Genomic DNA, 20,008 nt, shown 5'->3' with positions numbered 1-20,008 from the left:
ATGCAGGAAAATAGCGATCAAGCAAAGGTCATTGCACTAGCGCTGTACGAGATTCGTTTGCTTCTCAGCGGCTATCTCGGGAGCGAGAATGATGGAGACATGCCGGTTCGTCAGGCTGCTCATCTCGCATATGCCTTACACAATCAAGCCTTAGCCGTGCTTGATGATAAGTCTTTTGATGTTCTTGATGCGATCAAAGCTTTGAAATTTCCCGACACTCTACTCGGCGCCGAATTTACAGATAAATTTGACAAAATGATTGGAAAAGATGCATAAGCAGACATCCGATTTCGCTCCACCTCGTTCCGCGGGATGCGCAAGCACGTGCGGCTCAAATTTGCGTTAGACATCTATGGATTCTGACATGAGCAGCTCACTAGTAAAGGTCTTGCTATTTTTGATGTTGAGCGGTTGCAGCGACTTCAACGCAGAGGCCATGTTCAAATCGCATGGCGTATCCGTAAAGCAGGAAGAGATCCACAATCTCCGAGGTGGGAAAGCATCCTGCCTGCACTGCCCAATGTACTTTATGTTCGACACGAAGCCAGAGCTCGTCGAAAAATTTATCTCTGAGCATCAGCTTCAACAAGTCAGAACCTTGTCACCAGAAATTCTCGGTATAGTAAGGTTGGTTGAGAGTGAGGCTAGCTGGTGGCAACTAGGAAATCTAACTGCACAAGATAAGGTCTACTGGATTCACTTCAGCCCAAAACGACCGGAGCTTGAATCAGCATTTCGATTGTTAGTTGTACAGAACATGAAAACATTCTTCGTAACGTCTGGGCATTTTAACCCTGCCGATTATCACGCTTCCGTAGGCAATAAATGATTTCTAATCATTACGCTCAAGTCAGGATCTGCGCATCTTAATATCACGGCGTTCAAAACTTTTTCAACCATTTGCTCTTCGGTTAAACTGCACTACGCGCAACTCCGTTTAGCTAAACGTTCAGCATCTTAAAATGAGCTACATCGACACCTTTGATCATGAATACCTAGGGAATCTTGGATACCTTCCGATTTATCACCCTTTGGTCACTGAAACATGCGGGAAATGGGGTAACGCTGAATTCTCTTGCTCACCGCGAAATCTAGTACTCGGCGGCGGTAGTGGTGAGCATCCCGCGTTAGTTATTCATCGACTTGAGGTACTTGTCGCCAGTTTCATTCTTGAACAACTAACCGATGAAAATGAAAAATTGCTGAGCACAGAAAATGTAGATTGGCTTTCTAGTTGTATGGGAATCGATACGAGCGAGGTTTTGGAATATTGCGGTTGGAAACTAAGAGACTCGGCTCGCTTTGTCGAAATGGCCAAGTCTACTAGTCATTTTAGACCTCTTGAAGACGAGCAATCAGTTGAAGATTGGCTATTTATGTCGCTCGGCGAATTTATCTATTATTCGTTGCCAGACTTGAATCCCGTGCCTGTAGAAGTTCTAGATGACTTTAAGAAAATCGACATTAGATCGATAATGCAAAATGTTAAGACCAACCCACCTGGTTACCCGCAGTGCGCTGGGCGGCTTATCGTCGACGGTACCTTAGTTTGGGGTAACCATCGCTGGAATCGATAAAGACATATAACCTGACACTAGTAGCGGAAGCACGGGATAGCGCCTCGCCATGTTTTAATAATCGATGCGAGCGTCGCACAACTCAGAATTAGGTATCGTAAGGAAATTCATGAAATTAATTACTACTTTGTTTCTTTTAGCACTTTCCGCCTGCACTACGCCAGAAAAATCAATGGAGCCTAGGCAAATAGAGCCAGCTCATTTGGAGCAAGTTACGACGACCACGAGGTCAGCTATAGATGTTACTGTAGCCGTCGATGGTAAGTATGTGTGGCGAGGAAAAGCTTGGCTACCTCAAGAATTAGAGGCTACGTTAATTGAAGAAAAGAAAAAATACAAAATAGAAGAGATTCGATTATGTTTGGGTGGTGAAGAAATGACTCCCCAACATTTAGTAGATATTTTTCTTATCGCTGAAGCGATTGGTGTTAAGGCATTTTATGAGCGTGAGGATGGATTTAAATCGATAAAATGGGGAAAGTAGAACATAATGAAATCGTCGGTTGGACTGGCCTCAATGCGACTCTGTATTTTATCCATTCGTGCGCGGCTATCCGCTCACCGTTACGTTAGAGTTCTATGAACGAAAAGCCATACGTCTACGCCCCTGATTCGTTCTGGCTGCGTCTTTTTGAAACCCCAGTGGGGTTAGAGGTTCGCGCATTTGAATCTGCATTCGGGACAACCGACGAGCTCCTTTGTTACTACTCCGGAATACTCGTTGGTAATGTGACCCATCAAAAAAGAGGCAATGGTCTGACAATCAACCTCTTGCCAAATCTTGATCCAAATCGAAAGTATGCTTGGCCAAGCGCAGAAGCGTTTGAGCTGTCGTTGGGTAAGCTGCTGCGAGATACCCAATCTTGGAATCTTGTTTGCGAACGAGACTGTGATCAACAGCCGGTACCAGAGCTGAGCCATCTCTCATCCGTTCAAAACGAACTTTCGCTTGTCTATGCTTACTGCAAAGGTGCCTCAAGCTCATGCCCAACATTCAGCCTAAGTGGAAAGATGCCTGATAAGAGGGGCAACCGAACTGCCCGCAAAATGGCGAAGTACTTTATTAATTTGTGTGCGGCCATTCGCTCACCGCTGCGTTAGTTGCCTATGGAATCATGCAATCCACCAACTTTTATCACGCTTGATGTTGATATCGTCTCGGAAGAAGACTTGACGCCGTTGGCAAATTATTTTGAAGAGCCGGCATTTGTTCTTGGAAATCAATGCGTAGATGGTCTGTTTTATTTGAGATTAGAGCCATGCTGGCTTAGCGAGGAGGAAAAGACGCCAGAAAACTGCGCCAAGTTTTTTGTCGAAGAGATTGCTAAGCTTCCTATCGAACTCAAAGAATTATGGAATAGAGCAAAGTCAAAAACGTTTGATTTTGGTTTTGAAAGTGGTAATGTGCGACCGCACTATAAAGCCGAGATATCTCTGGGAACATTGGAAAAAGTGGTGACAGTAGGCGCCAGCTTCATTATTACGATTTATCAAATTTCAACACCGGAAGAAGAATGCGCTCAAATTCAAGAGAGTAACTAACATGACTCTCGAAAGTACCGTGCGTCGAAGCTCTTCCCTCAAATATGCTGATTGGTACGCGCAGCAATCAAATCTATGTAAGGAACACAATGTTTGATATCGCAACTTCATCCTTAGTCCTTAGTATTTTGGGCACTTTTGTGCCGCTCGGAATTAGCCTAGGATGCTCTATTGCGTGGTGGAAGAAAGTTCAACGTCCTTGGATCTTTCTGATCCTCAGTGTCTTGGCCATGTCGGCAGTTTACTCATTTCTTTCTCGCATATTCCACTTATTGCTGCAACTCGGGATTGTGATACACCCATCCGCTTTCGCATTTGAACCAAGTGTAACGGATCCTTATCCATTTCTTCGCATCGAAATCGGGCTGGCACTTCTTGCTTCGATACTTTCGGTATTGCTTGGTTATCTGCTTCTGCGTGCCGCAAAGTCTGCGCAACTAAGGGTCTAACATGGCGCTCAGGTTCGCGCCACTTCGATCAATCTGAATTGCGGGTACGCTCCGTAAAGCGCAGGGCTTTTATGGATTACTTCCAGCCGAAGCCTGCCGAATAATCGCATTCACCGCTTCCATTTCCAAATCGCGTCCAGCTTGGCGGGCGGCGAAAGTGCGTTTTATTTGGATGTCTGGGGTGACGCTAGCATCTGGCGTTGTCTCGGTATAACGCGTGGCCAATAGTGGAATATCGACCGCCACCCCAGAGTTAGGTAGATTCACCCAGGTAAGTTCACCGCCATTTAAGCCACGCTGATTGCCGCCCGTTGGTTGGCCGACCAAGGTTGCTGCACCGCTTTCTTGTGTTAGCTTGGCGAGTTGGAAGGTCGCAGAACTATTCTCTGCGCTCACTAGCAAAAAAACTTTTCCTTCGAATGGCTTAGCTACTGGTTCTATGGTTTGCACGACGCCAGCGCGGGCTGTTACCAGATACTTTCCTTTTGCTGTGCCTTCCATGATTTTCTCAACCTTGCCGGTACGGTCAAAGAAACTGTAATCCCAGGTATCTAAGTAGCGAGCCAGTTTGTAGGGAACGCGTTCGTAATTGGTGACCGCTTGATCTGAGACAAATGGAAAAGGCTTCTTGACCAAGTGGCTTAGAAGCTTACCGCCGATAGCACCGTCACCACCTTCATTGTCCCTAATATCGATGACGAGATGCGTTACATGTTTCTCCTGCATTGTTGCAAAGCTTTGGTCAATAAACTGATTCCAATCGAACTTGGAGTTCCAAAAAGAGAAAGTTGGCAGATACAGGTATGCGACTTGGTTTTCAATTTTGAGGCGCCATGTCTCATCGGTCTTCGGCAAAGCGTGGCGCTCTACTATTTTGCTTCGTGCAGCGATCGTGATCGCTTTTTCTCGAATTGTGAGGACTTGATCTTTGGCTTTTACCGAGCGACGAATTTGTAAATCGTAATGCCCAGCTTGCGGTGGCGATAATAGCGGCCAGACGATATCCATTTGACTGAAGTCATTGCGATCATGTCCGAGTTGGCGCAAGCGCTTACCATCACTGCTGCCGTCTGCTCGCAGGTACGGCAACATCATTTGCACCATGTCATGTGCTTTGATGCCATTGACCGCCACAATCTCGTCACCCGCCTTGATCGACGGCACCGCGCTGGCCAACACTAGCCAACGGTCTTCAACAAGAGTCATGGTGAACGGTAGTTTGTTGGCGATTTCGAGTAAGGCCGCCTTGCTGCCACCGCTCTGATTTAACACGTTGGTCCAAGTATGCCCACAACGTATGGCTGCCGCGAGCTCAGTGGCAGCCAAGTACATCATGCTGCTGGTTCTTGCTGCTTTACCGCGTTGTTCAAAGCGTGCGAAGGCCTCATCGACTTCGGCTTGCGTGCGGTATTTGGTGAGAGCGGGGTGTAGCGCAAGCAGTGAGGCCTTTAAGATGCGCACGTCTTGCGCTGCAGCGTCTGCACTGAGCTCGCTCACAGGAGTGACTGTGGCAGCAGAGACATAGGTAGGCGCAGCGAATAGCGTGCCAAGCGATACGCTGCAAACTAAACCGCACAAAAGTCCCCTTGTGCTCGTCTTAGCGAGTAGTCGTTTAGCTGTTGACTTCATCATTGCTCCTGCATTCAGTGGGTGGGCGTTTCAAGAAACTCACATGACCAAGGATCAGATCATACCGAAAAGCCTGCGTATTGTTTTGCTAAAGCGGCCTTTGCCTGCAAACAAATTGGTCGGTGTCTCTAATCTACCGGTCGACGCCGAAACCAACCCGCCAGCGATATTCTATTACGTGTCGATGGCAAGACCTCATGTCGCATCTCCGCTGACAAGAACAAAACCATATGCGCGCCTGTTGGCACGACATCTTCTGCTGCAGCATCGATCGGGTGTAGGCGCAGAGCGCCACCTTCCTCTGGCAACCAGTCTTGGTTGAGATAAATAACGACAGAAATCACGCGACTATCATCGTCATGGAATTGATCGCGATGTACCGTGTATGCAGTGCCGGGCGCATAAAATGCGAAGTGACTTTCGAAACTTTCTAAGCCCAGAAACAAATGGCGATTCAAGACCAAGCGCAAGTCTTCCATGATTGCCAGATAGCGATCACACGCCTGCGATCGCCCCGCTTCTAGCCATAAAATCTGGTCGCCACGTAGTGTTGAGTCTGTAATACGGGAAAGTGCGTGGCCCATACCCGCTTCCCGCAAAGCACCGCTTAATTGCATGGCATTGCACTCATCGGCCAGATCGGCACGTAAGGTTTCCGGTAAAAACAGGCTATGTTGCGACCAAGCCTGAGTGTTGAGATTGTGTAACAGGCGCAATCTCATGGCATCGTCGAAATAAGAGTTGGGTAACATCGGTGAACTACTCAGTGCGACCATGAGGATGGTGCTTTCAGTGAATGCGCCACGAAGCAGCGTCAGTGCACCATACAGCATATCAAGCTTCGACGTACGAAAACAAAGGCTTGATCTACGATCTCTTCGTTAAACACAATAGGCGCAAAGACTGGTTTGTTATCGCAATACAGATACGGAGGCTCGTGCCGTTAGATTTTGCGTAGGTTAACCAAATAGACCTAAGCCATGTAAGGCTTGCGAGCCGGTTGAAACGGCGTTGCTAAATTTGCATGCTTGTGTTAACTTCGGTTTCTTTCACTTTAAAACAAGTTAGGTCACACATGAAACACGACGTCTGGGGTGTATTCCACGATGGCATTCTTGTTCGGATAGACGGCACCGTTCCAGGCGATTTGGTACTGCGCATCCAGATTGAGTATCTCCGCAATCAATTTGACGAATCTGGCGATTACTTCATCATTGAGCTAGGTTGCTGCACAAAGTTCAGATACAGCGAATACGACAATCCCCCGACCGAGGAGCTCTCAGAAATCCAGGCTAGGGAAATTGATCTACTTTACGTTTCTTCCGAGCAACCGCTTGTGCTGGATTGCTCGATGGGCGTTCTAGAACTAGAGTACGAGTCAATGCGCGTACTTTTGCCATCTGGTCGAACTGTCACTCGCGATGAACTAATTGCCGCTAGTGAGAATTACTGGAACGAATGGGGTCAGAGGGCAAAAAATGCGACCTAACCCATCGTTCAACCGGACGTGCTTCGGCGTGGCTGCGCCGGGCATCATTTCATTCTTGCCCGGCTCCGCCACTCTGGCGCACGCCGGTTAACTCAAACGTTAAAACTTTATGACTCCACAACAAATTGTAGGACTAGCAGCTCGTCTTTTTTCAATCTGGCTTATTTTGATCGCGTTTCAAATGTTGATGATTGCTTCAGCGATGCGTGAGCAGTTAAAGGGCGAAGGAGGACATTTAATTTATGTATTACCGATGCTGCCGTTAGTTTGCTCCGCCATTTTATGGTTTTTTCCAATGTTCATAGCGCACAAACTTGTGCCGCGAACTTATGATGATAATAAACTCAAATTGCCAGTACGAGAAATTGTCGCTGCCGCGTCTGCGATTATCGGGATCTGGGTGATTGTAACTGCATCGCCGCAAATCATGACTCATATAACTATTTTGATTTACACCCGAAATGATTATGGAATGGGGACGTATTTAACTCCAGATCGAATGTTTTCTATGATTGCTCCGCTCGCTCAATCGCTAATAGGATTTTTTTTGGTAATGAAGCCTTGGTTTGTCGCAAGAAAGGTCTTCCCTGACCAAGCTAATGCACCCGTGTAACGGGCAATAGTTTTAACATGACGCCCGAGACGGATACAGCGCTTAGTCACGTTCCGACGTTCTCGTTTTTTCAATTACCAGCGCTTCGGTCGGCGTGCGTCGTGCGCTGTTCCGTTCAGCTCAACATTAGCTTTCAGAGGACTTATGGGCTACGACATTCATATCACCAGAAAAAATCTGTGGTTCGACGACGAAGGATCAGAAATCGAGCTCGCGGAATGGATTGCTTATGTAACTGGCGATGCTGAAATGCGTCTTGACAGATTTGCTGAAGCAATGAGCAATTCGGGCGATACTTTGCGAGTCGAAAGTGCAGGATTGTCCGTTTGGCTTGGCTATTCGGGACATCAAGAAAATGGAAATATGGCATGGTTTGATTTTCGAAGAGGAAACATAGTTGTAAAGAATCCAGACATTGAAATTCTGAAAAAAATGTGGTCGATTGCCAAAGCACTCTCTGCAAAGGTTCAAGGAGATGAAGGTGAGTTGTACGGTGTTGACGGGAATGCAGTTGATGAACAACCTCCCGTCTCGGTTGGAGTGAATACTAAAAAACCATGGTGGAAGGTATGGTAAATACAAAACTAACACGACGGTCTTCATGGAATCGCCAATGGTGATTTCTTTGTTTATTAATTTTCTGATGGCGGCGATCCCGACGCCTCAGCGTTATGCATCATGATTGAATCCACCGCCGAGTACATCAGGCTTGAGCCGGGAGTTTCGTTGCCAGCGGTTGGCTCCGCACCGCCCTATCGCGCGGTTGTGATCGTGGAAGCCCCTGTTTCAACGGAATGGCAAGCCTCTGCTAGCGATTGGTTGGTTCGCTCGGGTTGCCTCTACATGATGGCGTGGGGGACAAATTGCAGCTCTTGGGACGACTCAGTAGATTTCGCGAACATTGATCAATTCCTTCCAGCGGAAGCACCAGACGACAAGTTCGTGATGACCACATGGCATGAACACGAGCTTCTTGAGGAAGTCTTCTGGTTCGCCAAGAACTCCGCGCGCCACCCAACGGTTCAACTGGAGCGCACGGTGCTAGTCCACATTTCTTCCCAGAGCAGGGAAGAAAGCCTCTTGAAGGTATACGCCGATGCATAACCATAATGTCGAGGCGCGGCTTCGCTGCTGGGACGCTGTGTCGGCGGAGCTGGCCTGTCGCCCCTCACCTTTACATTAGACATATAAAGATGGTATCAACATTAAAGTTAGTGATAACGGAAGTACCTCCAGGGGAAGCCCCTTTGTGGGTGCGTGAGAAGTGGGTTGGATTGTCAATTCCACTGGTTCAATCGACGACAAAACCTTTGGAGTTTCGAACCACAGGATTGCTAGCTGGGCCACTTGGCTTTTGGGAATGTTTGGTAGCTCTATTCAGTGGAAAACTAAAACGAGAAACTGGATTCCTTGTTGAATCAAAGGTGGCAATCGATCTTTTGTCGAAATCGGCACCAGAAGCCGCAAGTTGGTGGTTTGAGAATACGCCACACCTCTTGCGGGCAAAACAGTACTTTGTTTTTCATGAGAACTGTGGGCATGCGCAAACAATTGAGTAAGATGTCTAACATGACTTTCGATAATGACTCGCGAATAGCCGAGCTATCAAAATCTATCGGACTGCGAACGTATTTCTATTCAGCGTTATCTGCATCTTAAGGGGAAACGATGTCAAAATTCATTATTTTTCCAGGCATTGGTAATTCAGGCCCGGAGCACTGGCAATCGTTATGGGAAAAAAGTGGTATTGATGCCGTTCGTGTTCCTCAACGTGACTGGAATTATCCAGTCTGCAGTGAATGGGTTGATGTGCTGGAAGATACCGTAATAGAAGCTGGTGATTCTGCAGTAATCGTAGCGCACAGTTTAGCCTGTATCACGATTGCGCATTGGGCTTCAGCGCGCCATACAAAAATAAAAGCGGCATTTCTCGTTGCGCCGCCAAATCCTGATGGCAGTCATTTTCCTGATGCGGCTGTCGGTTTTTCACCTTTGCCGATCACAAAGTTTAACTTTCCAAGCATGGTTGTCGCAAGCACGAATGATCCGTATAGTTCAATTGAATTTTCAGAGCAGTGTGCCTCGAACTGGGGAAGTAAGTTGGTAAATATCGGTGATGCTGGCCATATAAACATCAGTAGTGGATTTGGAGCTTGGAGTGATGGTTTCAAATTACTTGAACAACTAAGTCGATAGAAATTGTGTCTTGGCTGCCTATCACGCCTACGATGCTGTTACGCGGCGCCTATGCGCCCAAACTTTAGTATTTTTGGAGAACACATGAAACGGTTTTTGGTGGTTTTATTTATATTGTCCGCGGTGGTAGGCTGCTCCAAGAACGTGGAGACTGGAGTTGCCACTTCAGGGCAATCAATGGCTAACTCTGCAAACAACGCTGCTCGCTACTTGGCATACCAACACCACATACAGTTAGACACCGACGAGCATAAGATCCGGGAAATTTTCGAGGCAGCGCAGGCAGTTTGTCGTGAGGCGTCTGGCGATTTCTGCACCGTTTTAGAATCGCGAATCGAAACTGGACGTTCATCGTCTGCGTCGTTAAAGTTTCGCGCCAAACCGACGGGCATTCACAAACTTATCGGATCTCTGAGCAAACAAGCGAAAATCACAAATCAATCGACGACTGCAGAAGATCTAGCTGCGCCTATCGAAGACACCGCGAAGAAACTGACAATGTTGAATGACTACAGGTCAAAACTTGAAGCTTTACGTAATCGCGCAAACAACGATGTCGACGCTTTAATCAAAATAAATAGAGAGCTGTCGCAAGTGCAAACCGAACTTGAAGCGGCGACAGGAAAGAATGCACAATTGATGCAGCGTGTAGAAACACAGATTCTCACCGTTTCCATTGGCTCTGTTCAAAATCAAGGGTTTTGGCATCCCATTTCAATTTCCATGTCAGACTTTGGCAATAATCTATCTCAGGGCGTGTCGATTGCCATCACAGGAATTGCCTATCTCCTTCCTTGGATATTTTTTATTCTCATGTTTATTTGGGTAAGCCGGATTGTTTGGCGGCGCTTAAAGGGACCGAAAAACAAGGCCTAACGCAACTCAAATTTATCTACACTATGGCTGCTACACCTGAACAATTACACGCGTTACTGCTTCACTGCATTGATTTTTCGCGCACGATGCTAGAAAAGTCCGGTGAATTCTATCCCTTTGGCGGGACCTTATCGACCGATGGAAAGGTTTGTGCAGTAGGGGGTGACAACGGTGAGGAACATCCAAAACCTCAAGAGATATTTCTTTTGTTGGCTGAAGCGTTTAGCTCTAGTGCTCAAAAAGGCGAAATCTTGGGCGCAGCGCTAGTTGCAGACGTTAATATTCCCTCGCACTACGCCCCAAACTATCCCGATGGTGTGCGTGTCCAATTGGAGAGTGAGGGTTTCTCTCGCTTTATATATATCCCCTACAAAATTAAAAAAAGTGGAATATTGAGGATGAGTCGACAAGTTGAAATGGCCGAACCATTCTCTGTCGAAATTGAACCCAGTTTCTTTAAAGTGGTGAAGAGTGTTTAGGCAGCCCTTAGTTTTACAGCGCTTTGCTGTCTTGTAACCAGTGTTCTAACTTTTATGATCAAATTCTTTGTATTGTTAGCGTTAATGTTTTCGCTTCCCATCACGGCACACGCTGCCAGTGAAGATTGCTTGTACGATCAAGCCAACCAACTTGAGAAGCTACAGACCATCGCCGCGACCAAGCCAGATGCGCGAGTCAATGCCGAAGAGAGGGAGGTATCTTGGGTAGGGCGAGACCGTACTCGGTGGTTATTGGTCTACGGTGGTTGCAGTCACCTTGGGTTTGCCATTACTGCTAGTAAGAAGCAAAAGTTTGCCTCGAAGAAATCAGTGGTATTTCAGATGGCAAATCGAATCGCTTCTGAGTTTTGGGAGCACATAGATGCCGCAGACTTGAGAAAAGCAACTGCTCGAGGTCAGTTCGAGAGACGCGTCGACGGCACAACAAGCTCTTTTTCCATTGTCCATAAGAGCTACGATGTATTTGAGGTCGAGCAAAAGTACGAAGAAGGCACGGAGAGCATTACGGTGCGTTGGGTTCGAAGCTTTTGAGATCGCCAAATTCATGAACGATGCAGTCGATCAACAAAACGTTTCTGCCACCCACTCGCTACAGCCGGGCGCCATACCAGCCAACATTGTTCAAGGCAATCTTGATTCGATTCTTTATTGTTTGATCGAATGTCAATCGCAAACAAATTCGGATCGCTTAGCGCGAAGTCGGGCAAATAAGCCAATGCTTGGCCGCGCTGTACTAGGCTCAAGAGTAGTTGTAAATCTTCGACCCAAAAGCGAATTTATCTTGGTACTTGCTGGTCTTTCCATCCGTCTGAACGCACGCCGCGATCGATGCCGCAAAATAAGGAACGATCTGGGCTGGCAAAATCGTAAGCTAGTACATCGTTCATCTTGAGCTTGATCGAATTCTTCTTACGACTTTGTACGCTGAGATGCGCTGATAAAGGATGGGCGGTGCTGGCGCATAACTTCATTGCGAACCTACCGAGTGAAATGGCTTCTAGCCCGAAGGCTAAAATATTGCTGACCGCCGCGTGGGTAACGAGAGGAAAATCCGCGGCTTTATCAATTTAATTGCACTTGCCCTGCGTGTGTACAATGTATTGCAATTGCAAATAATCACATCGAATCTGATATCGGGTGAGAAAATAGATAACTGTTATCCGTTACGCTTCATGCAAGGTATGCAGGCACCAAAAATATACATGATGAAGAATAAGGGAATCGCAACGATCAAAACAGCGCCAGAAGCAAGTTGCGTCAAAGGACTGGGTTCCGGCTGACGAAACCCCACGTGTTCACGAATTTGAATTGCATATTCTCGATTTAGTTTTGAGTCGTTTCCCGGGATCTTGATTTCGTTACGTGAGAAACGCGTGCCGGCTACTCTTCCTTTGAAGACATAGCTGTTATCCCTTAATGCGAAACCTAGTTTGATCGCTTCGGCTGTTTGCTCATCGCTCAGGGGGCTAGAAATTGTGAGACGATATCCACCTGTGATGTGATTATTTCGATCGACTTCGAAACTCTCAAAATCACCATTAAGTTTTGGTCTGAATGAAGAGTTTAAGACAGCGCTCAGCGCAGAAACATTGTCGAAGACATAGTGATATTTGGCACCGATCACGACTAATTTTTTTGCGTCCTGAGAAATCAAGACCGAAGTAATTTTCTCATTGGTGTCTTCATAGACTGCCTTTAATGAATCAGTGGCACAACCAGTCAGTGCAATTGTCGAAGCGATTCCTAAAGTGCGGGTTACAAACTGACGACGATCCATGCATTTCCTTTCCAATTGAGTTGGAGTTGCAAAATAGAAGAAAACTCGATTTGGTCATTCTTGCACAGATAATTGAATAAGCAGCAATGTTATCGCGAAATTAGAGAATACTAACTAATTCCAAGTAAAGTCCATGGTCACGTGCTGTTTGTGGCAATTCTTTTTTTGGGTTAAATAGGTGCTACCAAGACATCGCCTCCCACCCCACCAAAATCCGCCCAAGCAGTACCAGCACAACACACAGCAGTAAGTGAAGCACGGGGCCGATGATGAGTAGCGTGCCATGGCCTGTACCCACATTAAAGACCACTAGAACCGTAAAGAAAACAGCGATTCCCGAAAAGAGACTACTGGCGATGCAAAGCCAAGTGAATCTCCTTTTGGCGCTCGCTTCCTCTAGTCTTTGATGTAACACCGCACGCCGAAAATACAGCGCGCATGCAGATGCCAATGCGAAGTTGAGAAGCAAAGTGAAGTAGATCGTGATGTCGCTAGATTCCATAGTTTGATCGTTGTTTAATGTCGTTTCTTCCGAGCCGCTTCAGAGCGACTATCTATTTGGTGGCCGAATTTCCAATTTCATCAACGCCCTAGTCGGTCAACAAAACGTTTCTGCCACCCACTCGCCACTGCCGGGCGCCATACCAGCCAACATTGTTCAAGGCAATCTTGATTCGATTCTTTATTGTTTGATCGAATGTCAATCGCAAACAAATTCGGATCGCTTAGCGCGAAGTCGGGCAAATAAGCCAATGCTTGGCCGCGCTGTACTAGGCTCAAGAGTAGTTGTAAATCTTCGACCCAAAAGCGAATTTTTCTTGGTGCTTGCTGGTCTTTCCATCCGTCTGAACGCACGCCGCGATCGATGCCGCAAAATAAGGAACGATCTGGGCTGGCAAAGTCGTAAGCTAGTACATCGTTCATCTTGAGCTTGATCGATTTCTTCTTGCGACCTTGTACGCTGAGATGCGCTGATAAAGGATGGGCGCTGCTCGCGCATAACTTCATCGTAAAGCTACCGAGTGAAATGGCTTCTAATCCGTAGGCCAAACTATTGCTAATCGCCGCCTGTGTAACGAGAGCGAAGTCGGCAGCACCTTTGTTGAGCGCGTTGATGGCGGCATCTTCGAATTGCGAGCTGAAGGCAATACCGCTACCCGGGAATTGGGTTTGCAACATAGTGGATAAATGCGCGCCCGAATGCCACTGCAAAATGGCCGGCCCGACAATGCGACAATGAATCTGCTGAGCTTCACCCCGAAATTCGGCTTCGGTTTGGTTCGCTAAACTCACTAGTTGTTCGGCTCGTCGCAGCAAGGCTTCCCCTTCGGGATTCAGTCGTAAGCTCCTGCCAATACGGTCGAACAGCGGCGTGTTAAGAGAGACCTCAAGCCGTTTCATGGCCTTAGAAAGTGCAGAGGGACTTTGGAATAACTCTGCAGACGCAGAACGAATATTGGCATGACGCGCAATAACAAGAAATGCCCGTAAGTCGCCGATTTCCATCATTTCTCCCTTTTGCCTGATTCCAATAAGTGCACAGCTATGGATTTTAAGTTGCTTTTTGGTCGACAGCAAACGGAATATCATGCTGCATTATTTCGATGCAGTGACTTTAAAGCTAGGCGATGTACACATGAACACAACTCTTTTCTCAGTAGCAAGAGCGATATGCCTCATACTACTTCTTAGCTTGTCTTGCATCAGCGAGGCGCAGCAATCTACGGCAGTACCAGCGCCAGCGCACGCAACTGCAAAAAGCTGGGGCAAACATGGCATGGTCGTGTTTGGCGGTAAACCAGCTTTGTTTGCTTCCCACATGCCGATGTTCCATGCGCCGCATGACCTTCAAGTGGTAGTCCAATTTCATTTGGCTGACACCAAAGTGCATGATGAATTAGCGCAAGCGCTAATAAACAAATCACAGTTTTGGTCCTTAGACCCAGAAGACTTTGACTTACAAAGACTCTCGTCTGCTCCCGCTACGCCGCTAACAAAGTTCAGCGCGGATTTCTTCGAAGGCCATTTCGAACGTGGCGGTCAACAACGCTATCTCGGCCAGACTGTCATCGTCGACAAGGTGATGATGTTTAGACCCCTCAAGATGGAAAACAAAACCGAAACGCAAGGGCAATATCATGTGATTGGACAAGGCAAGGAAAGATTCCTCGTCAAAGAAATTGATCGACGCCCGGATTTTGATGTGATTTTTAAACTGAATGAATTCGTCAAGCCGAACTTACCCAACATCATCAAGCTTCCCACAACTAACCTCGCGTTTCCCGAAGCATCAAGCTTGAAGAAACCCCTGTTGAGTGCGAAGAATACCCATCGCAGCCCTGGTGTGGTTTTGTATTTCGAAACTGAGGATTTGAAATAATCTTGTATTCGAATTTGTTCGTGTACTCACCCTATCAAATTCATCAGTGTAAGTTCTGTGGAGTCTAGTAGACGGCTATTGATCAGGCATCGTGGTTTGGATTGGGTGGGGGAAACGCTCATGCGAAGTTCCCGATGTTGAACTGTATGTTTGTGCAGTTCAACAAAATTCGCCCAATCAGAGTAGAGCTTACAAACAGCTTGAAACTGCGTTGCTCAATTTACATGTTTGTGTTAACTTCGGTTTCTTTCCCTTTAGAACCAGTTAAGCCTCGTCTATGGCCGCTTTCAAACTATCAATCCGCTCGAATACTGACGGTTCTTTCGCGCCTGCTTGGTTCGACAATGACACGCGTCTTTGGGATGATCCGCGATTGCGTAGTCCGTTGTCGCTAATTGAGCAATGGACCATGCCCAATTTGAAGCTTCATATTGCTGATCAGCCTGCAACACCCATTTTGTTCAACCCAAATGCGCTCGCTTTTTCGGCTTCGCTAAAAAATAAAATGACGGAATTTCCCGAAATTGAATGGCTACCAATCAACATACAAGGACATGGAACGTATTTCATTTTTCATGTTACCACCGCCATCGAATTACCTGATGGATCAAATGCGGTGGTAGGCCTTCCTCCAGGCGGGAATCTTGCAGTCTTACATTCATTTCCCTCTAATTTTTGTAGCCCATTGGGATTTTTCCGCGTCTGGCATCCAGTTGGATCAGCGGGTAGGAAGGTGGGGCGTTGCACATCTGGAGTGTTCTTGGGTACTGCTGCCAAAGCATCCTTAGAAGTATTCGCAAACGAATTTCTTGAGGCGAGATCCGCATGAGGCTTAACAGGTCAATCGACAGAGAATCGCCAAAGACTATTTCACTCAAAATTATGACCGTCATGGCGATCTCGTCATTTCGGCGTTAAAACGCTCCACATAGATTGAGGTAAATATGGAAAGATGCATTAGATGTGACGGGGAACTTGAAAAAGGCTTCGTAATCGATAAGGGTGACTATGACCTTGCCAGTCAGGCCACATGGGCAAGTGGAGATCCCAATACTTCGTTCTGGCGTACGTCTGTCGTTAAATCCGGAAGTAAGAAAATGCCTGTAGTCACGTATCGTTGTAAAAATTGTGGTCGCCTTGAATCCTACGCACATGACGTTTCTTAACTCATGCGGTAGACCTCAAAGAATGTGCGATTACGCTTTGCTAATCGTATCTTCGGGCTTTAGCCGATGGACTTGGAAAGTTATGGGAGAATGTTGTCGATGGTAATCGTGTTCGAGCGTTTATTTTTTTGTGGGAATGTTCAATGTGTAGATTAGTACGAAGCCCTAGATATCTCTACTCGCTTCTTTCTGCGGTTGTTGCTTTATTCATTTTAACCGGCTGCGATACAACTAAAAAAAATCCTATCGAAAAAAACGATAGAAAGCATGAAAACGTTTACTTTGATTTTTCAAGTGCGCGACTTTTTGGAAATAGCCTAAACATACAAATGCAACGAACCCGAGTGATAGAACATCCAGAAAAATTCAATTTCTTTGATCCTCATAACTCACATACAGAATATAAGACGGAAGATTTCAATAAACTTATAACGCTAGATCACAAGAATATAGACAGAAAAATAGACGTATCTTTTGCTGGCGAATTGAATGACATCATTTATGCGGATCCTGATTTTTCAATTGCGTTAAAGAACCATTTGGCGACAGTCATAAACAAAAATAGTAGCAAGGCACACTCCTACGAATGTGAAAGAGCCTTCTGGGGTGTTGATGTTGTTCGCTTGGGAACAAAGTTATATTTCTGTGGCCGGTTATTCAGCGTAGACGACGAAGCCGTTGGCAGGTTTCCGGAAAAAACGAAGTCCGAGTTGCTCTCTTTAGCGAACTCAGATGAAGTGAACCAGAATTCGGGCCCCTCAATGGATACGCATTCAAGCCCTATCTTTACGGTTAAACGAGAAAATAATGATCTCATCTTTGTATTGCGGACGACCAAAGGCCCAAACGCCGGTAGACCACAGATGAGCTATTTTGTTTTCGATCCCATCAGCTTTGTATTCAAAGGGAAAAGGAACCTGCCTTTTGATCAAATGTCAGCTCGTTTTGTTTTGTCGAAAGAAATATCGTGCGCGGATGGACTCATCTTAGTTCCTGTTAAGGAATCAGAGAAAAATATTATTTACGTTTGTAATTCGGGGCGTTGTCGCACGTTTGATGCGAAAGTCAGAGGTCGATCTGATGTCCTGCTCATAGATAATGAACACAGCCGAGCGGTCGTGATAAAGGCGCTTGGCTTGACAAATTCTTACCCGATTTACGATCTCGCGTTCGTTAATGCATTTTCAGGTTCTGAATTTCTCAGCTACGATTAGCGGGTGTTTTGACTACACTTTTTTAATTCTTGGCAGGATCGCGACGCAATTAGAAAGAGAAAGCTCAAAAATTAAATGCACTATAAAAAGGAGTCGTCTTGAAAATCGTTGACTCAACTTCAATCCAGTCAACAGACAAATTTCACTCCACCCTAACCGCAATCTCATTCCCCAAACCAGCCCGATTCCCTGCATAGTCTGCCGCATACACGCGTATCTTGTAGTCGCCAGCTGGTAAGTCTTTGATCTTCCAATACTTGATCACCGCGTGGCCGCTCTTGATTTCATTGCTGATGTTGTACAAGAAGCGGGTGGTGGCGCTGCCGTGTACGGTGATGCCGCTGTTTTCTGCGTAGGCGACTTTGACGGCTTCTTCGTCGGTGGGTAGCAGATTAAAACGTATCGTGACTTGTGGGTTTTCATAGCCAGCTAAGGGTGTGCCATCGCTTTTGAAGACTTGATAGCCGAGCTCGTATAAACCTAAGCGGCGGCGTTCGGCATTGCCGTCGGCTTGATCGAAGGCGTCGACGATGATGCTGACTTCTTCAAGGCTGCGTGGTATCAAAATCGGTTCTTCAAGATCGTGGGTGTTGTTCTTGCTGGGCAGGTTGTTGAGCTTGCCGCGTTTGGATTGTGCATGTGCCTTACTTAGCGCGTGGCCCAAGATGCGGCCATCTTTGTCGGCGATGTCGATGTGATTGATCTGTGGTGCCACGCTGTCTTGGAAGCCAGCAAATTTCAGCGATAAGGGGTTCACGACTTCGCCTTCTGGCGCATAGTTCAGATGAACGTGGTACATGCTATTGATAGTACCTACCGTTTCACCAACGGCAAATCGTGTGCCACGTTGCACGCGCACCTGTTGCAGTTTGCCGCTGCTGTCTTTAATCAGCTGGAACTTCTGCGGGTTGAGTACCGCTTCTTTTTGGGTGCGCCCGACCTTCATGTGAATGTAGGAAAATTTGCTGATGCGCATGCCTTCGTTAATCGTGCCCGCTGCCCATGTTGATGTCGGTGAGCTGACTTTTTCATTGCGCACTGCCACTACGCTTTCACCCATATCGCCTTGCACATCGAGGCCGCGATGAAAGTGATCTCGACTTTCTCCTTGATAGTTGCCGCGCACTTCGCCAATGGTGCCGACGACTTCATGCGGCTGGTCTTGCGGTAGTAAAGGCCAAGGCAAATTGCCTGCTTCAGCTTTAGCTTCGACGAGTATTGCTGCAGGGTTGACCAATGTTGACTTACTCTTCGATGGAGCGTCGGTTTTCGCTTTGATGCGATGGACGCGATTTTTTGCACTATCGCTGACCAGTAATTCACCGTCGGCGCTTACCGCGATTGCCGCTGGGCTTTGTGCGCGTGGGCTGGTGTCGTCACCCGCAACGATGTCGATATCGACGCCCGTCAGGCCACGGCTTTCTCCTGTTGGCGCGATTTGTAATAAGCGGCCATGCGATAGCTCACCGACATACAAGTAGTCGTCATGCGTAATCGCTAAACCCATCGGTCTGCGCATTAAGGCGTTTTGATCTTCTTTAGCACTGAACAAGAGTGTGCTAACTTCACCAGTGGTGGTGATTTTACGCACCGCGTTATTTCGTGTGTCGGCAACGATGATCTCGTTTTTACTGTTGACGACGACATTAGTCGGCGTATCGAACAAAGCATTGCTTCCTACGCCATCTTGATACCCTGGGCCATCACCGCCAGCGAGTGTGATGACTTGGCCGTCGGTTTTGATGACGCGGATTTTATCGTTATAGGTATCGCCTACAATTAATTCACCTTGCTTATTGATGGCGATGCCAATCGGTCCATTAAATTGCGCTTGTGCGGCGGCACCATCGCGATAACCGGCAACGCCAGTACCCGCCACGGTACTGACTTTGCCCTCAGGCGTGATTTTGCGAATTGCGTGGTTAGCGGTGTCGGCTACAAACAGATTGCCATGGCTATCGATAGCCAATGCCGAAGGTGTATTGAAACGCGCGCCGTGATTATCTTTGGCGTCGGCTGGGCTATCAACAAAGCCTTCTTCTCCACCGGCAAATACTTCCACCTTACCTTCTTTGTTGATGCGCAAAATACGATTATGGTTACCGGCATCGGCGATATAGGTATTGCCTTTACGGTCAAATACGATACCAAAGGCATCACTCCAGTCGCTGGCTTGGGCGACATTATTGGCAGTCGCCACAGAAAATTGGTGCGCGTAGGTGCTGACGTCGGCTTCCCATGTCATGGTGGTCGGCACCGGTTTCTTGGCGAAGATACGTTTGAGTGGTGTTGGGTTTTCAGTTGGTGAGAGATACCAAACGGTGGCGCCAGTGAGTGCAGCACAAACAGTTGCAAGAATTAAGCCGGGAAGACGTAGGCGCATAACAATTATTCCAAAAACATCATTTCATCAATAGCGCGTCGAAAACGCCCAAGGCGCGCAGCATATCAAGCACGAAAAATTGTGCAAGCATTTTCTTTATAGGACTTACGCAAAACAGACCCTAGCGTCGTTGTTGTCACCTCGTTAGCGCAATCTTGCGTAAGTCTTATTTATACAGAATCATCTGCGTCGACCATGCTGGTTTCTGCATGAATCG

Annotated in this window: 25 protein-coding genes; 18 read left to right on the top strand and 7 right to left on the bottom strand. The window is 47.0% G+C overall.

Going from position 1 to position 20,008, the window contains the following annotated elements; genetic code table 11:
* The 7 genes from H8K36_RS11160 (at position 1) to H8K36_RS11130 (ending at position 3,568) form a co-directional block, all read left to right on the top strand.
* Positions 1 to 276 carry a hypothetical protein gene (locus tag H8K36_RS11160; RefSeq protein WP_186916406.1) on the top strand — a complete coding sequence of 92 codons (276 nt, stop codon included), beginning with the start codon at positions 1 to 3 and terminating at the stop codon, positions 274 to 276.
* A gap of 88 nt (positions 277 to 364) precedes the next feature.
* Entirely contained in the window at positions 365 to 829 is a 465-nt protein-coding gene (locus H8K36_RS11155; protein ID WP_186916407.1) for a hypothetical protein, read from the top strand.
* 133 nt (positions 830 to 962) lie between these two features.
* On the top strand, positions 963 to 1,577 hold the full coding sequence (locus tag H8K36_RS11150) for a hypothetical protein (protein WP_186916408.1): 615 nt from the start codon (positions 963 to 965) through the stop codon (positions 1,575 to 1,577).
* A 109-nt stretch (positions 1,578 to 1,686) separates the two neighbouring features.
* Complete coding sequence (locus tag H8K36_RS11145; protein WP_186916409.1) at positions 1,687 to 2,061, top strand: hypothetical protein; 375 nt, start codon at positions 1,687 to 1,689, stop codon at positions 2,059 to 2,061.
* Between the two features lie 95 nt (positions 2,062 to 2,156).
* Positions 2,157 to 2,678, top strand: a complete 522-nt coding sequence (locus H8K36_RS11140; RefSeq protein ID WP_186916410.1) for a hypothetical protein — start codon at positions 2,157 to 2,159, stop codon at positions 2,676 to 2,678.
* A gap of 69 nt (positions 2,679 to 2,747) precedes the next feature.
* The gene (locus H8K36_RS11135) at positions 2,748 to 3,119 is read left to right on the top strand and encodes a hypothetical protein (RefSeq protein WP_186916411.1); all 372 of its coding nucleotides are present in this window, start codon (positions 2,748 to 2,750) and stop codon (positions 3,117 to 3,119) included.
* 89 nt (positions 3,120 to 3,208) lie between these two features.
* A complete protein-coding gene (locus H8K36_RS11130) occupies positions 3,209 to 3,568 on the top strand; it encodes a hypothetical protein (RefSeq protein ID WP_186916412.1) in 360 nt (119 codons plus the stop codon).
* Positions 3,569 to 3,637: 69 nt separating this feature from the next.
* Here H8K36_RS11130 and H8K36_RS11125 read toward each other — a convergent pair whose 3' ends face one another.
* Positions 3,638 to 5,200, bottom strand: a complete 1,563-nt coding sequence (locus H8K36_RS11125; RefSeq protein ID WP_186916413.1) for a S41 family peptidase — start codon at positions 5,198 to 5,200, stop codon at positions 3,638 to 3,640.
* A gap of 125 nt (positions 5,201 to 5,325) precedes the next feature.
* Positions 5,326 to 6,030: a 2OG-Fe(II) oxygenase gene (locus tag H8K36_RS11120; protein ID WP_230404547.1), complete on the bottom strand. Its 705-nt coding sequence runs from the start codon at positions 6,028 to 6,030 to the stop codon at positions 5,326 to 5,328.
* A 242-nt stretch (positions 6,031 to 6,272) separates the two neighbouring features.
* Here H8K36_RS11120 and H8K36_RS11115 point away from each other — a divergent pair, with 242 nt between their 5' ends.
* The 8 genes from H8K36_RS11115 to H8K36_RS11080 all read left to right on the top strand — a co-directional run bounded on the left by H8K36_RS11115 (position 6,273) and on the right by H8K36_RS11080 (position 11,402).
* Positions 6,273 to 6,686, top strand: a complete 414-nt coding sequence (locus H8K36_RS11115; RefSeq protein WP_186916414.1) for a hypothetical protein — start codon at positions 6,273 to 6,275, stop codon at positions 6,684 to 6,686.
* A gap of 109 nt (positions 6,687 to 6,795) precedes the next feature.
* Positions 6,796 to 7,299 (top strand): hypothetical protein, encoded by a 504-nt coding sequence (locus tag H8K36_RS11110; RefSeq protein ID WP_186916415.1) that lies wholly within the window; start codon positions 6,796 to 6,798, stop codon positions 7,297 to 7,299.
* A gap of 144 nt (positions 7,300 to 7,443) precedes the next feature.
* Positions 7,444 to 7,875 (top strand): hypothetical protein, encoded by a 432-nt coding sequence (locus tag H8K36_RS11105; RefSeq protein WP_186916416.1) that lies wholly within the window; start codon positions 7,444 to 7,446, stop codon positions 7,873 to 7,875.
* A 102-nt stretch (positions 7,876 to 7,977) separates the two neighbouring features.
* On the top strand, positions 7,978 to 8,403 hold the full coding sequence (locus H8K36_RS11100) for a DUF7684 family protein (protein ID WP_186916417.1): 426 nt from the start codon (positions 7,978 to 7,980) through the stop codon (positions 8,401 to 8,403).
* Between the two features lie 564 nt (positions 8,404 to 8,967).
* The gene (locus H8K36_RS11095; RefSeq protein WP_186916418.1) at positions 8,968 to 9,495 is read left to right on the top strand and encodes an RBBP9/YdeN family alpha/beta hydrolase; all 528 of its coding nucleotides are present in this window, start codon (positions 8,968 to 8,970) and stop codon (positions 9,493 to 9,495) included.
* Between the two features lie 84 nt (positions 9,496 to 9,579).
* On the top strand, positions 9,580 to 10,371 hold the full coding sequence (locus H8K36_RS11090; protein ID WP_186916419.1) for a DUF4349 domain-containing protein: 792 nt from the start codon (positions 9,580 to 9,582) through the stop codon (positions 10,369 to 10,371).
* Positions 10,335 to 10,850: a hypothetical protein gene (locus H8K36_RS11085; protein ID WP_186916420.1), complete on the top strand. Its 516-nt coding sequence runs from the start codon at positions 10,335 to 10,337 to the stop codon at positions 10,848 to 10,850. The genes H8K36_RS11090 and H8K36_RS11085 overlap by 37 nt, the downstream gene beginning before the upstream one ends.
* Positions 10,851 to 10,904: 54 nt before the next feature.
* Positions 10,905 to 11,402 carry a hypothetical protein gene (locus H8K36_RS11080; protein WP_186916421.1) on the top strand — a complete coding sequence of 166 codons (498 nt, stop codon included), beginning with the start codon at positions 10,905 to 10,907 and terminating at the stop codon, positions 11,400 to 11,402.
* A gap of 245 nt (positions 11,403 to 11,647) precedes the next feature.
* Here the strand turns inward: H8K36_RS11080 and H8K36_RS11075 are convergent, their stop codons facing one another.
* The 4 genes from H8K36_RS11075 to H8K36_RS11060 all read right to left on the bottom strand — a co-directional run bounded on the left by H8K36_RS11075 (position 11,648) and on the right by H8K36_RS11060 (position 14,157).
* A complete protein-coding gene (locus tag H8K36_RS11075) occupies positions 11,648 to 11,842 on the bottom strand; it encodes a hypothetical protein (RefSeq protein ID WP_186916422.1) in 195 nt (64 codons plus the stop codon).
* A 185-nt stretch (positions 11,843 to 12,027) separates the two neighbouring features.
* Positions 12,028 to 12,648: a hypothetical protein gene (locus H8K36_RS11070; RefSeq protein ID WP_186916423.1), complete on the bottom strand. Its 621-nt coding sequence runs from the start codon at positions 12,646 to 12,648 to the stop codon at positions 12,028 to 12,030.
* 181 nt (positions 12,649 to 12,829) lie between these two features.
* Positions 12,830 to 13,150, bottom strand: coding sequence for a hypothetical protein (locus tag H8K36_RS11065; protein ID WP_186916424.1), 321 nt, complete (start codon positions 13,148 to 13,150; stop codon positions 12,830 to 12,832).
* An 80-nt stretch (positions 13,151 to 13,230) separates the two neighbouring features.
* Positions 13,231 to 14,157: a LysR family transcriptional regulator gene (locus H8K36_RS11060; protein WP_186916425.1), complete on the bottom strand. Its 927-nt coding sequence runs from the start codon at positions 14,155 to 14,157 to the stop codon at positions 13,231 to 13,233.
* Positions 14,158 to 14,284: 127 nt separating this feature from the next.
* Here H8K36_RS11060 and H8K36_RS11055 point away from each other — a divergent pair, with 127 nt between their 5' ends.
* The 3 genes from H8K36_RS11055 to H8K36_RS11045 all read left to right on the top strand — a co-directional run bounded on the left by H8K36_RS11055 (position 14,285) and on the right by H8K36_RS11045 (position 17,408).
* Positions 14,285 to 15,028, top strand: a complete 744-nt coding sequence (locus H8K36_RS11055) for a hypothetical protein (RefSeq protein WP_186916426.1) — start codon at positions 14,285 to 14,287, stop codon at positions 15,026 to 15,028.
* A gap of 277 nt (positions 15,029 to 15,305) precedes the next feature.
* Complete coding sequence (locus H8K36_RS11050; RefSeq protein ID WP_186916427.1) at positions 15,306 to 15,857, top strand: hypothetical protein; 552 nt, start codon at positions 15,306 to 15,308, stop codon at positions 15,855 to 15,857.
* Positions 15,858 to 16,337: 480 nt separating this feature from the next.
* Positions 16,338 to 17,408 carry a hypothetical protein gene (locus H8K36_RS11045; RefSeq protein ID WP_186916428.1) on the top strand — a complete coding sequence of 357 codons (1,071 nt, stop codon included), beginning with the start codon at positions 16,338 to 16,340 and terminating at the stop codon, positions 17,406 to 17,408.
* A gap of 142 nt (positions 17,409 to 17,550) precedes the next feature.
* Here H8K36_RS11045 and H8K36_RS11040 read toward each other — a convergent pair whose 3' ends face one another.
* The gene (locus H8K36_RS11040; RefSeq protein WP_186916429.1) at positions 17,551 to 19,791 is read right to left on the bottom strand and encodes an NHL repeat-containing protein; all 2,241 of its coding nucleotides are present in this window, start codon (positions 19,789 to 19,791) and stop codon (positions 17,551 to 17,553) included.
* Between the last annotated feature and the right edge of the window lie 217 nt (positions 19,792 to 20,008).

The organism is Affinundibacterium nitidum (assembly GCF_014284155.1).
GTDB classification, from domain to species: Bacteria; Pseudomonadota; Gammaproteobacteria; order Burkholderiales; family Burkholderiaceae_D; genus Undibacterium; species Undibacterium nitidum.
The sequence above is the reverse complement of the archived record's forward strand: the minus strand, read 5'-3'. Positions and strand labels throughout refer to the sequence as shown.

What these genes read in the sequence shown, in the direction of transcription:
- H8K36_RS11080 (WP_186916421.1), top strand. Translation starts at nt 10,905, where the DNA reads ATGATCAAATTCTTTGTATTGTTAGCGTTAATGTTTTCGCTTCCCATC.
- H8K36_RS11105 (WP_186916416.1), top strand. Translation starts at nt 7,444, where the DNA reads ATGGGCTACGACATTCATATCACCAGAAAAAATCTGTGGTTCGACGAC.
- H8K36_RS11140 (WP_186916410.1), top strand. Translation starts at nt 2,157, where the DNA reads ATGAACGAAAAGCCATACGTCTACGCCCCTGATTCGTTCTGGCTGCGT.
- H8K36_RS11060 (WP_186916425.1), bottom strand. Translation starts at nt 14,157, where the DNA reads ATGATGGAAATCGGCGACTTACGGGCATTTCTTGTTATTGCGCGTCAT.
- H8K36_RS11110 (WP_186916415.1), top strand. Translation starts at nt 6,796, where the DNA reads ATGACTCCACAACAAATTGTAGGACTAGCAGCTCGTCTTTTTTCAATC.
- H8K36_RS11065 (WP_186916424.1), bottom strand. Translation starts at nt 13,150, where the DNA reads ATGGAATCTAGCGACATCACGATCTACTTCACTTTGCTTCTCAACTTC.
- H8K36_RS11155 (WP_186916407.1), top strand. Translation starts at nt 365, where the DNA reads ATGAGCAGCTCACTAGTAAAGGTCTTGCTATTTTTGATGTTGAGCGGT.
- H8K36_RS11130 (WP_186916412.1), top strand. Translation starts at nt 3,209, where the DNA reads ATGTTTGATATCGCAACTTCATCCTTAGTCCTTAGTATTTTGGGCACT.
- H8K36_RS11075 (WP_186916422.1), bottom strand. Translation starts at nt 11,842, where the DNA reads ATGAAGTTATGCGCCAGCACCGCCCATCCTTTATCAGCGCATCTCAGC.
- H8K36_RS11045 (WP_186916428.1), top strand. Translation starts at nt 16,338, where the DNA reads ATGTGTAGATTAGTACGAAGCCCTAGATATCTCTACTCGCTTCTTTCT.
- H8K36_RS11150 (WP_186916408.1), top strand. Translation starts at nt 963, where the DNA reads ATGAGCTACATCGACACCTTTGATCATGAATACCTAGGGAATCTTGGA.
- H8K36_RS11070 (WP_186916423.1), bottom strand. Translation starts at nt 12,648, where the DNA reads ATGGATCGTCGTCAGTTTGTAACCCGCACTTTAGGAATCGCTTCGACA.
- H8K36_RS11090 (WP_186916419.1), top strand. Translation starts at nt 9,580, where the DNA reads ATGAAACGGTTTTTGGTGGTTTTATTTATATTGTCCGCGGTGGTAGGC.
- H8K36_RS11100 (WP_186916417.1), top strand. Translation starts at nt 7,978, where the DNA reads ATGATTGAATCCACCGCCGAGTACATCAGGCTTGAGCCGGGAGTTTCG.
- H8K36_RS11145 (WP_186916409.1), top strand. Translation starts at nt 1,687, where the DNA reads ATGAAATTAATTACTACTTTGTTTCTTTTAGCACTTTCCGCCTGCACT.
- H8K36_RS11055 (WP_186916426.1), top strand. Translation starts at nt 14,285, where the DNA reads ATGAACACAACTCTTTTCTCAGTAGCAAGAGCGATATGCCTCATACTA.
- H8K36_RS11125 (WP_186916413.1), bottom strand. Translation starts at nt 5,200, where the DNA reads ATGATGAAGTCAACAGCTAAACGACTACTCGCTAAGACGAGCACAAGG.
- H8K36_RS11050 (WP_186916427.1), top strand. Translation starts at nt 15,306, where the DNA reads ATGGCCGCTTTCAAACTATCAATCCGCTCGAATACTGACGGTTCTTTC.
- H8K36_RS11040 (WP_186916429.1), bottom strand. Translation starts at nt 19,791, where the DNA reads ATGCGCCTACGTCTTCCCGGCTTAATTCTTGCAACTGTTTGTGCTGCA.
- H8K36_RS11120 (WP_230404547.1), bottom strand. Translation starts at nt 6,030, where the DNA reads ATGCTGTATGGTGCACTGACGCTGCTTCGTGGCGCATTCACTGAAAGC.
- H8K36_RS11115 (WP_186916414.1), top strand. Translation starts at nt 6,273, where the DNA reads ATGAAACACGACGTCTGGGGTGTATTCCACGATGGCATTCTTGTTCGG.
- H8K36_RS11095 (WP_186916418.1), top strand. Translation starts at nt 8,968, where the DNA reads ATGTCAAAATTCATTATTTTTCCAGGCATTGGTAATTCAGGCCCGGAG.
- H8K36_RS11160 (WP_186916406.1), top strand. Translation starts at nt 1, where the DNA reads ATGCAGGAAAATAGCGATCAAGCAAAGGTCATTGCACTAGCGCTGTAC.